Genomic DNA, 14,549 nt, shown 5'->3' with positions numbered 1-14,549 from the left:
TTATTCAATGGTCATCGAAATTATCTCAACCTTCACATCCGGCTGTCCGTCTTCGGTGGCAGCCACAGTAGCAAGTCCCTTATTCTGGATACCGATACAGATACAACTGCTTCCTTCGTAAGTCACAGTGGCACCGGTGGTATTGGTCACGGACACAGTCTGTACAGCTCCTTCGGCAGTATCAAAGGCCACGGCATGAGCCAGGTTGTAGCAGTCATCTTCCCAAGCATTTCCGATGTTATTGTCCATAATCACGGTCTTAGGAGTCGCGCCCTCGTTCCAAGTGATTCCACTCAGCACTTTGTACTGTATCTTCAGCGTCTGGTTCTTTTTCAACTTCACCTTCGTGATGTCGATCGGCCATCCCGCGTCACCACCGCCCCAAGGATTGTAGAACTGCAAGCGCAAACGATCGGGATTTCCGTCACCGAAAAGAATTTGTACCTTGCTGTTGTCTACCTTGATTTCAGTAGGCCCGGTAGGTCCGGTAGCGATAGGTTTGTAGTTGAGGTTGGCACAAAGATAAGAATCCACGGCTCCCTTGTCATTGGTCGTTGCAGGCACACCCATCTGGAAAGAGCTGGTGACATCGCAAGCCATTACGGTAAACTCGCTTCCCTTCACTTCCACCGTGCGCTTATCACCGGTAGCGGTGAGGACGGTTATCTCAACCGGATTGCCGTCGGCATCCATAAATTTCAATTTGCCGTCTTCAATGGCAAGCTTACCGGCATTGGTACCGTCATCCCATTTGTAGCCATCGGCCGTGCTGCTCAATACCAGCTCATAGTCGGCAATGGAAGCATCGGCCACAGGTGCCCATGAAGAACCGTACTGTCCCTTCACTACGCTTTCCCAAGCAGCAGAGCCACCATTCCACCATGTCCAGTCATAAGGTTCTTCATCATTGATGAGGAAGCGTGCCTCATTGCCCACATAGGTGACACCGTTGATTTCAGTAGTGAACAGTTTGGTTGCCAAATCTTCAATGGCAGGCTGTTGTACTTCGGCAGGCTGAAGCAAACCCGGATCTTCAGTCGGTATGATACTGGGGTCATTATAAGCCTCTTCGGAAATGAAGTTCCACACCAGCCACCACGGACCTTCGCTATTGGTACGCATCGTAGCTACCTGCAGCAGATAAGGAGTACATTCTATAATCTTGATGTCGTTGGTATAGTTGGAACAGACATCATCAAAACCCTCGTTATGCAATGAATAGGTACCGCCATAGAAAGATATGACAGGGCGTTTCGGGTCAGACACATTCAAGTTGAAAGTTCCGGTGGCATCCGTCGTGCCCGAAGCAGCCACCCGATGAAGTTCCACCGTACAGCCTTTCACAGCATCCAGGCCGAAAGTGATGTACGACTGGAAATAGGGGTCGTCTGCCGGAATGAGCCACGATTGGATACCCGGATCCCAGTTGGGAGCCCAATTGGCGCTACCAATCATAAGGTCGGTAATATTGCTTCCATCATTTTTCACATCAGTGTGGCTCATGTACATCACCGGTCCCGAACAACGGCCAATACCAAAGTTCTTGTCAATGGGAACCCACTTACGGCTCTTGCCCACTCCACCAGCAAGGTTAGCCCAGATAGGGTCTTCGAGCATGGCAAAGTTATTGGTCTCTACCTTGAAGGTATATGGTTCGCCATATACCGGACCTGCCGGTGTGGAAGCGCCGAAAGTCACGCTATATTCTCCGGCAAAAGGAAGTGCCAAGTCAAGAGTGGTCCTTTGAGAAGGACCGCTTGGAGTGACCCACAAGGGAGTGGCTCCCTTGATGAGCGAAGTCAGATGAATCGTATTAGGATCATTGGCATCAGGGGTCACCGTATAGGCGATACCTTCCACCAAATCATCGGAAACATAGGTTTTTGCCCCCATCTCGTACTCTTCGGGCGAGCAAGCGGAAAATATCAAAGCCGCTCCTGCCAATATGGAAAAGAATGATTTAAGTCTCATATCTTATTGTTTTTATTTTTTATTTACTCTATTAATGGTACTCACCATCCGGGATTCTGCACAAGTACACTCTGTGAAAGGTTAATTTGATTATAAGGAATCTGGCTCAAGCCTTTGGTGGCTTTCACACGGTCGACCCGTATGGTTATTGCATCATCAGCGCCTCCACTCTTCACCTTGACACCATTCAAGGCGAGCTTCTCGGCTGCCACGTCTATACCTTGACGCAGGAGATCCCAATAATTAATGCTTTCAAAAGCAAATTCAAGACGACGTTCTTCCATAATAGCTTGTTGAGACACACTCTTAGCTTGATAGTTGGCCGATACTGTTCCGTTGTCATCAACCTGATAAGCACGCTTACGCACTTGGTCGAAATAAGTTTGCGCATTGGGGCTACCCAGTTCTGCGGCCATCAACAATACGTCGGCATAACGGATAATAACGTAGTCTTGGCGGTTCTGTGTCTGGAAGTCACCGCTACCATCCTGCTTACCGGCATGGCTTCCATCGGCATAGCAAAGGGGAGCATACTTCTTCACAGCATAGCCGGTATATTCACGCCAGTCATTAAAACTGGTGGTAAAGTCGGCCGAACCGGTGATTCCTTCCCCTACCAAATCAATGATAGAAGCCGAACGGCGGAGGTCACCAGTGGGAAACGCTTCCACAAAATCAGGATTTACCGTCAATGCGCCCCATCCCTTGCAATAGGGAGCAGCATTAAGCTGGCGCATACCCAACATCACCTGCCAACGGTTGGAGTCATTATTCCCGTTATAATCCTGAGTAGCGGTAAATTTCAACGCAAGAATGGTTTCCTTGTTTCCATCACCGGCATATGTACCCTTCAAAGTTTCATAGTCTCCTTTTTCGGCCACTTTTGCAGAAGAAGCCGGCCATAAATTCTTGAATTGCGGTACCAAACCATATTCTCCTGAAGCGATTACGTCTTCTACAGCAGCCAAAGCTTCGGCACGAGTCACCTCTACAGGTTCTTCACCGTAATATCCGGTATAGAAAAGATAGGCACGTGCCAGCAAAGCCTCGGCGGCATATTTTGTAATATGTCCGTCGTTCTTGGTATAGTCGGCCTTGGGATAAGCGTCACCGGGAATATTCTCGATAGCATATTTTAAGTCAGTAAATATGGCACTGAACACCTCTTTGGCAGGTGAAGGAGCGCGATTTTCGTTTACCGGTTCCAGAAAGAGTGGGATATTCCCCCATAAACGAACCATATCCAGATAAAGCAATGCACGCAACGTACGACATTCGCCCATATAGATACCACGTTTGCTATCCGATTCATTCCATACAATCTGCTCTTCATGAGCTATCAGCTCGTTGCAACGATAGACGCCCGCATAATAATTTTTCCAGTCACCTTCGTATAGGTTGAGGTCAGCCGGCGATTGGGAGATGTCAAAACGGTCAATGGCCTGATAGCCACGTCCATCGGCATTTCCGGTAGCGCCAAAACACTCGGCACTCATCACCTCGGAAGCTATATAAAACCCTACCATCATGGCTGATGAAGTCTGGCGCCAACCATCATAACAACCTATCAGAGCACGATAAGCATCTTTTTCAGTCTTATAGAATGTACCGGTTGAAGATTCAGTCTTCGACGTAACATCGAGAAAACTGTCGGTACACGAAGCCAGTCCCAAACTCAGGAGCAGGACACTTGCCATAAATATATTTTTGTTTTTCTTCATATCAGTCTATATTTTAAAATTTCAAGTTAACACCAAACAATACGGTACGGGGACGGGGGTAATAACCTAAATCAACGCCCGACACCCAACCTTGTCCGTTATCTCCTTCGGGACCATAACCTATTTCCGGATCCATGCCGTCATATTTGGTAAATGTGAACGCATTCTGTACCTGAGCATAGATACGACACTGACTGATGACCTTACATCTCAGTAGCTTGGCAAAGTCGTAGCCCAAAGTAATGTTACTGATTCGCAGGTAATCACCATCCTGCACATAGAGGTCTGAGAACTGCCAGTTGAGATTCTGGTCTGTGACACGAGGTATGCGATTGCTGGTTCCCTCTCCTGTCCAACGTCCTAAAATTGCAGTAGTATAATTGGCTTGCTTGGAGGTATGGTTACGATAGCTCTGGACAATCTGCTGTCCGAAAGCACCGTTGGCCACTACAGAGAAATCAAGTCCTTTCCAGTTGAAACCGAGATTGAAGCCCATAGTGAAATCAGGAATACCGTTACCAAGATCGGTCTTGTCAAGCTCGTTCACCCGTCCGTCATGGTTGATGTCCACAAACTTCACGTCACCTGGTTGTACGTCAGCTTGCAGCACACCGTTACCAGCCTTAATCCAATCCTCTATTTCTTGATTGTTTTGGAATATGCCTGCTGTCTTGAAACCATAGAAATAACCGATAGGCTTACCATTCTCGGCACGATAGAATTCAGGAGTATTGTCATACAACTGGTTGGTAGAGCCATGAATGATACCATCGTCGTTAGGAATCTCTCCGACCTTATTCTTATTGTAGGCACCGTTGATACCGATATTGTAACTAAAGTCTTTGCCTATTTGGTCATTCCAAGTAAGATTGAGTTCCACACCGGTGTTTCTCACTCCACCGCCATTAATATAAGGAGCACCTGCTCCGGCAGTAGCAAGAATAGGAGCCACCACGAGCCAGTCTTTAGTATCTTTAATGTAGAAATCGAAATTAACACCCAGGCGACTGTTGAGGAATCGGGCATCAAGACCGATATTGGTCTGCTGTGAAGTCTCCCACTTGATGTCAGCATTAGCCAGACGACTAGGGTAAGCTCCCCAGTTGGTTCCGAGCTGTGCCGCAGCATCCGAGTCGCCGTAACCGCTGCCGAAAAGATAGTGTGTATTGGTACTCTTGATAGGAGCCAGATATTGGAATGCGTCAATGTTGGCATTACCCACTTGTCCCCAGCTGGCACGTATTTTCAGGAAGTCGAGCCAGTTTTGCGTACTTTCCATGAATTTTTCGTTAGTAATGGTCCATCCTGCCGATACCGAAGGGAAGTAACCAAAACGGTTGCCTTTGGCAAAGTTGCTCGAACCGTCTGCACGCAAAGTAGCATTGACCATATAAGTTTCTTTCCAGTTCCAACCCAATCGGCCGAAATAGGACACCTTGCGGCTCTCGGTATGCGGATTGCCACTGACACCCAAGCCGTTGGTCGAATCGGAGGCCGTTCCGTTGCCCACAAAAGCATGCTCCCAATCATCAAAACCTTCTTTCAACATACCATTTTTAGCTTCGATATAAGTGCCCTCGTAACGATAGGCTTCCATACCCAGCAAGGCGTTGAACGAATGTTCTCCCATAGTCCAGTCATAAGAAGCCGTATTGGTCCATGTCATACCCAAAGAGTGATTGGCATTTTGAGATACGGTAGTACGTTCTTCATTATATATATATTGGCTGAACTTGTAGAGAGGCTTGAAACTACGGTATTCGCTGGAACCATAAACCACACCGAATACAGACTTTATCTTCAAATTCTTGACAGGCTGCAATTCAGCATAAACATTACCGGAAAAAGTAGCCGTTTTGTTCTCATTGTTGCTGTCGGTCATCATTAAACCATAAGGGTTTCCATCACCTTTATTCCAGTCACTGGTACTGGTGTCATTGTAAGGCGAATCATAAAGATTATTATCGCTATAGACAGGAGCGATAGGCGATGTTCCGAATGCACCGCGTAAGGTATTATTATATTGGTTGCCTACACTGATACCGTTATTCATCTTATATACAAAACTCACCTGCTCGCCCACTTTCAAAATATCCTTGAAAAGTTTGTGCTCGCTGTTCACACGGAAATTGTAACGCGAATAGTTAGACACATCCGAACCGCCGACAATACCTTCCTGACTCATATATCCTAACGAAAGGGCATAAGTGGAAGTTGCGCTTCCACCAGTGACACCCAGCGTATAGCTCTCCGTTGTGGCATTATCTTTGAACATAGTATCTACCCAATCCGTATCATACACATTGCCATTGGCATCGTAAATAGACTGGTATTGGCTCCAATCGTAAGCCGAAAGTCCGCTATTCAAAGCCTGCTCATCCATAATGGCCATATACTCTTTTGCATTCAGCATATTGGCCTTACGAGCTACATTCTGTATTCCATAATAAGCATCGAAACTAATCTGCGCTTTACCTTCGCGCCCTTGCTTGGTAGTAATAAGCACTACACCATTAGCACCGGCCGAACCGTAGATAGCCGCACTAGCCGCATCTTTCAGTACATCTATACTTTCAATATCGGCAGGATTCAAAGTAGAAATATCACCACCCACACCATCAATCAGATAAAGAGGAGCACTATTTCCCACGGTACCAAGACCACGGATACTCACTTTCATGTCAGCACCCGGTTGACCGGAAGTCGAAGCAATACTTACACCCGGTGTCTGTCCCTGCATAGCCTGCAAGGGATTGGTTGTATTCATCTTGGCTATTTCGTCACCCTTCACCTGAACAGTGGCACCCGTCACCAATTTCTTCTTCTGGACACCATAGCCCACTACAACCACTTCATCCAACATTTCCGTGTCCTCCTTCAGCACCACATTGATGACGGAAGAAGTACCTACCTTGATTTCCTGTGATTGATAACCGATGTAAGAAAACACCAGTGTCTGTCCTTGTTGGGCACTTACCGAATACCGGCCATCAATGTCGGTAATTCCACCCGTAGCGGTTTCTCTCACCTGCACGCTGACACCTATCAACGGCTCACTATCCGTAGCCGATGTCACAACACCCGAAATGGTCTTGTTTTGAGAAGGATTAGCCTGCAGGCTACTGATTGCAGGTACAAGAAACAAAAGTACCAATGCAACACGGCATAAACGCAGATTTATGCACTTTTCCAAGAATGTTTTTCTCATTGTACATTATTTAATGGTTAATATCAAAGATTCATTGTGTTCTTCAATTAATACCAAAGAACTCGGATGCAAATGTATGGAGGAACAAGAAAAGAATGTCGAGAAATTGTTACGAAGAGTATATGATTTCGTTAATCAAGGCTTCTAAAATGTTACTAAAAAAGGTATAATTTGTTTTCCGTCCCTTCTCTAAGCCTTTTGAAGAGGGGCTATTCTTCCCATTCCCCTCAATACCGGAATTGGTTTCACCTCACTTTTCCATCCCCAATATACTTTCTCCGGAGTACAAAGAACCATTTCTTTCTAAAAACGTTCTCAAGGAAGAACAACCTAAAGCTTAACAGATAATGAAAAAATTAGTAGTATTTGCAGTACTTGCCGCAATCGTGGCAAGCTGCGCCGATGACAATCCGCCCCAGATAGAAAAAAGCAGTGAGTTGGTATCACCACGACTTTTGATGGACGTGTCCACAGAAAGCGGACAAAGCCCGCTGACCGGCATACTGACCATCATGCCCTGCAAGGCGGGCACCTCTATTTATTATGGAAACTACATAAACCGGAAGCTGACACCTTTTTACGGTTACTACCAAGTTAAAGACGGAGCTTTCTATAACGATGGCGTCAATCGAGAGTTATCCTTACCCGCAGGTCTCTATAACATGATTTATTGGGGAACCCCTAAATACGAGGAGCCGATTTATGCACATCCTCTCATGAGGGACCCGGTCTACATCTTAGGCGAAGACATGTCCCGGCAACACTTCTCCCTATTCAAAATGGAAGCGGACACAACCTATTATCCGGTATTCGACCTGGTACACGCCGTCCAGCCTGCCAACATTGGAAGTGAGGACCTGAAAGCATCCCTCAAACGGGTAGTGACCGGACTGAAAGTAATCATCAAGGACAAGAACAACGGCATCCTCAGTTCGAGCATCGACAGCATGGTGGTGCGCATCACCAATATTGCTGGAGAACTGAATTTCTACACCGCCGCTCCTCAAGGAAGCCCACGCACAGTAGCCTTCCCTCTGGTCCGTTCCGTCGACGGTACACAAATGAGCAACGCCACCGTCATGCTCTTCCCTTCTTTCGGGAAACCGGAATTCCAGATGAGCATCATACTGAAAAATGGAAACGTGAAAAGTTTCAAGCAAACATTGAACGGACCTTTGGAAGCAAACTCCAAACTGACCCTGACCCTCACTCTGGGAGACATCTTTTCCGAAGAATCATCCGGAGAATTCACCCTTGACAACTGGAACGAGGAAAGCCAGACAATCGATGTCCCTTCATTGGATTGAGCTTGCAGCATCAAGGAAAGATAGAACGGTGCGCGTCCATCTTATAAAAAGGCAACGTGAACCAGAAAGTGGAGCCCTTGCTCAACTGTGACTCCACCCCTATCTCTCCTTTCAGTTCCTTCACAATGTTTTGCGAAATGGCCAGTCCCAGTCCGGTACCTTGCTTAAAGGAATCCAGCTTCACAAAGCGGTTAAAAATCCCCTGCGCATTCTCAGATGATATCCCCGTCCCGGTATCGGTGACATAAAAACGGATATAGCTATTTTCGGGCATTCCGTAACCAATGGTAATGCTACCGGCAGCAGTAAACTTCAGCGCATTACTGATGAAGTTATTGAATACCTGAGTAATTCTGCGCTGATCGGTATACAGCAGCAAACCGGGCAATGGCGTAACCGTGACCAGACGCACGTCTTTATTGGTCAGCCTGATACTTGTAGCCTGCTCTATCTCGGACACCATTTTATTGATATCCACGTTAGCATAGACATACTCCAATGTACCGGCTTCTATCTTCGACAAATCCAGAATGTCATTGATGAGCTGCAACAGCAGTTCATTATTCCGCTCTATAATATCGAGATACTCCACCCGTTCTTCCTCAGACACTTCCGTGGTCAAAATACTCGAAAAACCAACTATTGCATTGAGCGGAGTACGTATCTCATGACTCATATTGGCCAGGAAAGCCGATTTTATCCGGTTGGACTCCTCAGCCTCCTCTTTGGCCAGACGTAGCTTGCGCTCCATGATTTTCAAATCAGTAATGTCCCAAGCAGTATAAACAATCCACTTGCGACCATCAGAAAGCTTTATAAAATTATTGTTCTGGAAGGTAAACCGCTCCTCGTTCTTCTTGGTAAAAAAACGTCGTATACCTTCTTGTGGAATCCCCGTCTTGACCAACTCTTCATCCTCCTTCCTAATTAAAGCCGCAGCCTCTGGCATTGTTTCAAAATCCGTCTTGCCTATAGCCTCTCTGGCCGAACATTCAAAGAGTTCCTCTGCCTTTTTATTCCAAAAAGTATAGCGCATCCCATCATTCACATCCTTCACTTTTGCCGCAATGGGAAGATTATCAAGAATGCCTTCCAACAGTTGCAGATACCTCTCCCGGTCCCTTTCCCTCAATTTCTTCATCCGCCTCTGCATGAAGAAAAAGAAGAGGCACAGCACCAATGTACCTAAAAGAATGGAAATATAGACCATCTCTCTTTGAACAAACCCGTCGGGAATATCAAGCCTTTCCTGCAAGGTGAAAGCAGTATCGAAAAGTTCGGGGCTTTCAGCCATTTTGTCAGCCAATGCCGGATGAACAAAGATTATACAAAAAGAGAAGAATATCGTCAGTAACCGAATACTTCCGAGAGGTAAAAAAAGAGGAACATGTTTTGTCATAATTGGCAAACATTTAATAATTAAATAGTTAGATAAGATTCCAGCTACTGCAAATTTAGAAAAAAATAAATGCGAAAACAGTATCTACGAAATAAATTTGCATTTTACACCCATTATTTTGTATTTAATGCCGAGAAGAGAATATTTTGAGAATAACCCAATACAAAAGGATGATACAGCACAATCAGCTAATGCCTATATGAGCTTATCAGGAAGGAATCGTCGCTTTTCAAAACATGAGATTAAAACCTTTTTTACGTCCAGTATTGTATTTCTCAATCTCTGACGCAAATGATTTTTTCAGCTGCGCTGCCATAAAGTCCAAGAAAGGCTGACTGTTCTCATCTTCTTGCGACTGCCGCAAAGAAAGAATATAGTCGCCCCTATCTTCTTTAAAGATTTTCGTCGGAAAAAGATGATGGCAGAACTGGATATAGTTCATCAACAAACGAGCCGTTCTCCCATTGCCATCTACCCACGGATGAACGGTTACCAAATTGAGATGAGCATTGAAACTCAATTCATATCGTTCCCGAAATGTTTCCATATTCTTTTGCTTTTCTCTCAATATAGAACAAAGTTCTTCTACTTTAGCGGGAACTTTAGGATAGCTCATATAAGAACACCCGCCCACCCCAGCAGTAACGCCGCACAAACGAAATTCACCTTTAGAAGAATCAAAAGAACCGCCCATTACATTATATACACTCCCAGTAGTACGCATTAGAGCAGCATTCAATTTTTGTAAGAAAACAGGCGTAATTTCCGCATTTTGTGCACTTTCTTCTTTGGCGAGTTCGTATGCCTTCTTCAAATCCTCATTCATCAGATGATAGACCAACGGCTTTCCTTTAGCTGTTACCCCCTCATCAAAAAGCAACTGGGTATCCAATTCGGTAAGTGTAGAGCCCTCAATAGCAGTAGAATGGGTAATAAGCGAATAGAGGTAGTACTTTTCATAGTCTACCGACTGACTGATACCAAGCCTCACAAATTCTTGATTCAGTACTTCTATCTCTTGCCAGATATCTGTTCCCATGAGCAAAGGGCATAAAAGATAAGTATAAAAAGAAAGCGGGAAAAGCATTAAAACTTTCCCCGCTTCTTTATTTCGTACCCAGACCCGGGGTCGAACCGGGATGGAAGTGAATCCACTGGTGTTTGAGACCAGCGCGTCTACCGATTCCGCCATCTGGGCATGTTTGACTTCTCAAATGCGGTGCAAAGATACAGCTTTTTTCTAAACCTGCAATACTTTTCCTAAAAAAAGGCGAAAAAAACGATAAAACCTGCTTGAATCATTCCTTGTTTGTAAAATATGCAGTACATTAGCAGAAACTTTTAAAATCAATAGCATGGTAACCAATAAGGATAATTTCTGTGTAATTATGGGCGGAGGAATCGGCAGCCGTTTCTGGCCATTCAGCCGCAAGACACTTCCAAAACAGTTTCTGGATTTCTTCGGTACAGGACGTTCCTTGCTGCAGCAAACCTTCGACCGCTTCAAGCAGGTAATCCCCATGGAAAATATACTTATCGTAACAAATGACTTGTATGCCGACCTTGTAAAAGAACAGCTTCCCGAACTTAAACCCGAACAGATTCTACTGGAGCCGACACGCAGGAATACAGCCCCCTGCATTGCGTGGGCTTCCTATCATATCTGCGCCTTGAATCCGAACGCCAATATAGTGGTAGCTCCTTCGGACCACTTAATCCTGAAGGAAGGCGAATTTCTGGCAGCTATCGAAAAAGGGCTGGACTTCGTTTCCCAATCGGACAATCTGCTGACACTCGGCATCAAGCCCAACCGTCCGGAAACCGGATATGGCTATATACAAATAGCCGAAGCCGCCGGTGATAATTTCTACAAGGTAAAAACCTTCACTGAAAAGCCCGAACTGGAACTGGCAAAAGTATTCGTGGAAAGTGGAGAATTCTATTGGAACTCTGGTCTGTTCATGTGGAACGTAAATACCATCATCAAGGCAAACGAAGCCCTGCTGCCCGAGCTGACTTCCAAACTGGCCCCCGGCAAAGATGTGTATGGAACAGTCCAAGAGAAACAATTCATTGATGAGAACTTCCCTGCTTGCCCCAATGTCTCCATAGACTTCGGCATCATGGAAAAGGCAGACAATGTATATGTGTCATTAGGCGATTTCGGCTGGTCTGATTTAGGAACCTGGGGGTCTTTGTATGATTTGTCTCCCAAAGATGAAGCAGGCAATGTAGCCTTAAAATGTAAATCCCTCATCTATAATAGCAAAGACAATATCGTGGTGCTGCCCGACAACAAACTTGCAGTTATCGACGGTTTGGAAGGTTATCTCATAGCCGAGTCGGACAATGTATTACTGATTTGCAAGAAAGATGAAGAACATACCATCCGCAAATATGTGAATGATGCCCAGATAAAACTGGGAGAGGAATACATTTAAATTAAAAATTAAAGGATAGGTGCCGAAGGCAAAAAAATAGCGGGAGCTGGATGAAGTCCAACTCCCGCTTCCGTTTATTTAGGGGAGGAAAATAAACCGATTAAAGCACTGCACGGATAGCTTCTGCCACAGCCTTGAATTCTTCGTCCGTCAGTTTCAGTTTGGGATTGGAGAAAAGCATATCTTTTTCGTTCTGCATAGGAATCAAATGTATGTGCGCATGAGGCACTTCCAGCCCCAATACCGCTTCTCCTACCTTTCTACACGGAAAGGCCTTGCCGATGGCAAGTGCCACTCTCTTGGCGAAAACATGCATCGCCGCCAAATCCTCATCGTTCAAATCGAAGATATAATCCACTTCCTGCTTGGGAATGACTAATGTATGACCTTTTACCAACGGATTGATGTCAAGGAACGCAAAGAATCTGTCATCCTCCGCCACCTTGTAGCAAGGTATTTCACCTGCGATAATTCTACTGAATATTGTTGCCATAGCTATAAATTATAAAATAAGGCAAGCCCGTATGCGGACCTGCCTTCCTTTAAAAGGATATGTTCACTACTTCCAGGTTAATCATGCCCTGCGGAACTTTAATTTCTGCGATGTCACCTACTTTCTTGCCAAGCAGACCTTGTGCAATCGGAGTATTGACGGAAATCTTTCCTTCCTTCAGATTGGCTTCACTTTCGGAAACGATAGTATAAACCATCTTCATGCCATTCTTCACGTTCTTAAGCTCTACCTTATTGAGAATCTGTACAGAATCGGTTTTCAACTTCGACTCATCAATAATCTTAGCGTCGGCAATGGTCAGCTTCAAGTTGTTAATTTTCATCTCAAGCATACCTTGAGCTTCCTTAGCAGCGTCATACTCTGCATTTTCCGACAAATCACCTTTGTCACGCGCTTCGGCAATGGCAGCCGATATTTTGGGACGTTCCACCGTCTCCAGGTGTTTCAATTCGGCCATCAATTTCTTGTAGCCGTCTTCTGACATATAAGCCATACTTTTTCCTCCTTAAATGTTATGTTAGTTTTTAATGGTACTATAAACAAAAAAGAATTCCAACATGGTCAGCATGCTGGAACCCTCTTTCCGATTTTCCTTTGCAAAGATAGCCTTTTATACAATGCGTGTCAAGCATAAAAGGCTGCTTTGTAACATATTTAAACGAAAACTTCTTATTTATAACATGTTACAGCAATGCTTTCACTGCCGCCTCCAGGTCTTTAATGCTCTCTCCACGGGCACTCAACTCATTGTTCTTGTTGACCAGGAACACAGAAGGCACATTCTTCACATTATAAGAAGCCGCTATAGACGAATAAATTCCATTGCCGTCGCGCACACAAATCCAAGGTAGATTGTCGGCAGTTGTTTTCCAATAGTGCTCGTCTGCATCCAGAGAAACCTGATAGATTTCCAATCCCTGGGCGGCATACTTGTCGTACAAGTCGCGCAACATATAATTATGTGTAGCAGAAACGGCACTCTGATAAACAGTGAAGTCCACAATAACAGCCTTGCCCTTCAGTTCGCTCAACTTACGTGTATTGCCCTTCATGTCACGCAGGTTAATGTCGATAATGCCGGTTTCGGAAATTGCCTCTTCGGGGATTTCCACCACCTTCTGCTGCGGAGTACGGGTATTCTTCATTCCCTTTATCACAATATTGTAGAGGTTCTTGGAGCGGTCGGCATCCGGATAATAATTGTTTAGGCTGGTTGCCACGGCTGCAAAACACTTAATGTCTTCCTTATTGTTCAGAGGGTCGAAAATCAAATAATTATTCAACTTCTGGAACAAGGCGAAATAGGCAGCAGCCGTATTGGGAGCGGCAAAAATATAGCTGATTTTCACTTCATCCTTATAGTTCTTCAATAAAGAGGCAAGGCTGTCCTCAAAAACATCGGCACCTATCTTATGTGCCTGCACCGACTGCAGCAATGCATTCACATTATCCTGAAGCTTCATCTGCTTCAGCGTCAAGTCCTTTATCTTCGAGCTATTCGGAGAACCTTCCACTGTATAGGCAGTGGCGAAATCGGTATAAGGTGCCTTTACCAAAACCGTTTCCGTCGAATCTACCGAGAAATTAATAACCTTGTCGTCTACCCGCAGACGGTAAAATTCCGGAGACACCGGACGTACCTGCTTGAAGTGGAAAGAGCCATCCCCTTCCAGCTTTACAGAATCCAAAGGAACAATACCTTCCAATGCCGAGGCTTCCAAATAAAGCATCTTGCCGTCGGCACCAGACACTTCACCCTCTACTTTGAATTTCGGTTCGGAATTACATGCACCCAATGCTATTGCAGCAAGTGCCATAAAAAAGATTTTCTTCATATCGTATCTTCAGTTTTGTTTTGCAAACGTGCCTGCAAATATACTTCTTTTCAAGTTCAGTCAAAGCATTTTCCCTCGTTCTTCCATATAGAAAACTGCAAAAAACAACTAAATACAAACTTTTTATCTCATTCCCACCATTTTACATGAATA

General features: G+C 45.0%; 10 protein-coding genes and 1 tRNA gene. 2 read left to right on the top strand and 9 right to left on the bottom strand.

Annotation, left to right across the window (positions count from 1 at the left end; all coding sequences use genetic code 11):
* Genes DW896_RS12665 through DW896_RS12655 form a run of 3 tightly spaced genes read right to left on the bottom strand, consistent with a single transcriptional unit; the run spans position 1 to position 6,900 of the window.
* Positions 1–1,971: a hypothetical protein gene (locus DW896_RS12665; RefSeq protein WP_034529142.1), complete on the bottom strand. Its 1,971-nt coding sequence runs from the start codon at positions 1,969–1,971 to the stop codon at positions 1–3.
* Positions 1,972–2,012: 41 nt separating this feature from the next.
* Positions 2,013–3,692, bottom strand: coding sequence for a RagB/SusD family nutrient uptake outer membrane protein (locus DW896_RS12660; RefSeq protein WP_009037356.1), 1,680 nt, complete (start codon positions 3,690–3,692; stop codon positions 2,013–2,015).
* A 13-nt stretch (positions 3,693–3,705) separates the two neighbouring features.
* Positions 3,706–6,900, bottom strand: coding sequence for a TonB-dependent receptor (locus DW896_RS12655; RefSeq protein ID WP_119993314.1), 3,195 nt, complete (start codon positions 6,898–6,900; stop codon positions 3,706–3,708).
* A 347-nt stretch (positions 6,901–7,247) separates the two neighbouring features.
* Here DW896_RS12655 and DW896_RS12650 point away from each other — a divergent pair, with 347 nt between their 5' ends.
* Entirely contained in the window at positions 7,248–8,207 is a 960-nt protein-coding gene (locus DW896_RS12650; protein ID WP_005833650.1) for a FimB/Mfa2 family fimbrial subunit, read from the top strand.
* 10 nt (positions 8,208–8,217) lie between these two features.
* Here DW896_RS12650 and DW896_RS12645 read toward each other — a convergent pair whose 3' ends face one another.
* The 3 genes from DW896_RS12645 to DW896_RS12635 form a co-directional block, all read right to left on the bottom strand.
* Positions 8,218–9,606, bottom strand: a complete 1,389-nt coding sequence (locus tag DW896_RS12645) for a PAS domain-containing protein (RefSeq protein WP_009037358.1) — start codon at positions 9,604–9,606, stop codon at positions 8,218–8,220.
* 229 nt (positions 9,607–9,835) lie between these two features.
* On the bottom strand, positions 9,836–10,645 hold the full coding sequence (locus tag DW896_RS12640) for a Fic family protein (RefSeq protein ID WP_034525383.1): 810 nt from the start codon (positions 10,643–10,645) through the stop codon (positions 9,836–9,838).
* A gap of 75 nt (positions 10,646–10,720) precedes the next feature.
* A tRNA-Leu gene (locus tag DW896_RS12635) sits at positions 10,721–10,804 on the bottom strand.
* A 157-nt stretch (positions 10,805–10,961) separates the two neighbouring features.
* On the opposite strand from DW896_RS12635, the gene DW896_RS12630 reads away from it, so the two are divergent.
* A complete protein-coding gene (locus tag DW896_RS12630) occupies positions 10,962–12,047 on the top strand; it encodes a mannose-1-phosphate guanylyltransferase (protein WP_008661978.1) in 1,086 nt (361 codons plus the stop codon).
* Positions 12,048–12,147: 100 nt separating this feature from the next.
* Here DW896_RS12630 and DW896_RS12625 read toward each other — a convergent pair whose 3' ends face one another.
* The 3 genes from DW896_RS12625 to DW896_RS12615 all read right to left on the bottom strand — a co-directional run bounded on the left by DW896_RS12625 (position 12,148) and on the right by DW896_RS12615 (position 14,396).
* Entirely contained in the window at positions 12,148–12,540 is a 393-nt protein-coding gene (locus DW896_RS12625) for an HIT family protein (RefSeq protein WP_005824396.1), read from the bottom strand.
* Between the two features lie 49 nt (positions 12,541–12,589).
* The gene (greA, locus tag DW896_RS12620) at positions 12,590–13,054 is read right to left on the bottom strand and encodes a transcription elongation factor GreA (protein WP_005824394.1); all 465 of its coding nucleotides are present in this window, start codon (positions 13,052–13,054) and stop codon (positions 12,590–12,592) included.
* 190 nt (positions 13,055–13,244) lie between these two features.
* Positions 13,245–14,396, bottom strand: coding sequence for a thioredoxin-like domain-containing protein (locus DW896_RS12615; protein WP_005824390.1), 1,152 nt, complete (start codon positions 14,394–14,396; stop codon positions 13,245–13,247).
* Between the last annotated feature and the right edge of the window lie 153 nt (positions 14,397–14,549).

Source organism: Bacteroides sp. AM41-16 (assembly GCF_003603495.1).
In the GTDB taxonomy this organism is placed as follows: domain Bacteria; phylum Bacteroidota; class Bacteroidia; order Bacteroidales; family Bacteroidaceae; genus Bacteroides; species Bacteroides uniformis.
The sequence above is the reverse complement of the archived record's forward strand: the minus strand, read 5'-3'. Positions and strand labels throughout refer to the sequence as shown.

What these genes read in the sequence shown, in the direction of transcription:
- DW896_RS12630 (WP_008661978.1), top strand. Translation starts at nt 10,962, where the DNA reads ATGGTAACCAATAAGGATAATTTCTGTGTAATTATGGGCGGAGGAATC.
- DW896_RS12660 (WP_009037356.1), bottom strand. Translation starts at nt 3,692, where the DNA reads ATGAAGAAAAACAAAAATATATTTATGGCAAGTGTCCTGCTCCTGAGT.
- greA (WP_005824394.1), bottom strand. Translation starts at nt 13,054, where the DNA reads ATGGCTTATATGTCAGAAGACGGCTACAAGAAATTGATGGCCGAATTG.
- DW896_RS12615 (WP_005824390.1), bottom strand. Translation starts at nt 14,396, where the DNA reads ATGAAGAAAATCTTTTTTATGGCACTTGCTGCAATAGCATTGGGTGCA.
- DW896_RS12665 (WP_034529142.1), bottom strand. Translation starts at nt 1,971, where the DNA reads ATGAGACTTAAATCATTCTTTTCCATATTGGCAGGAGCGGCTTTGATA.
- DW896_RS12640 (WP_034525383.1), bottom strand. Translation starts at nt 10,645, where the DNA reads ATGGGAACAGATATCTGGCAAGAGATAGAAGTACTGAATCAAGAATTT.
- DW896_RS12650 (WP_005833650.1), top strand. Translation starts at nt 7,248, where the DNA reads ATGAAAAAATTAGTAGTATTTGCAGTACTTGCCGCAATCGTGGCAAGC.
- DW896_RS12645 (WP_009037358.1), bottom strand. Translation starts at nt 9,606, where the DNA reads ATGACAAAACATGTTCCTCTTTTTTTACCTCTCGGAAGTATTCGGTTA.
- DW896_RS12655 (WP_119993314.1), bottom strand. Translation starts at nt 6,900, where the DNA reads ATGAGAAAAACATTCTTGGAAAAGTGCATAAATCTGCGTTTATGCCGT.
- DW896_RS12625 (WP_005824396.1), bottom strand. Translation starts at nt 12,540, where the DNA reads ATGGCAACAATATTCAGTAGAATTATCGCAGGTGAAATACCTTGCTAC.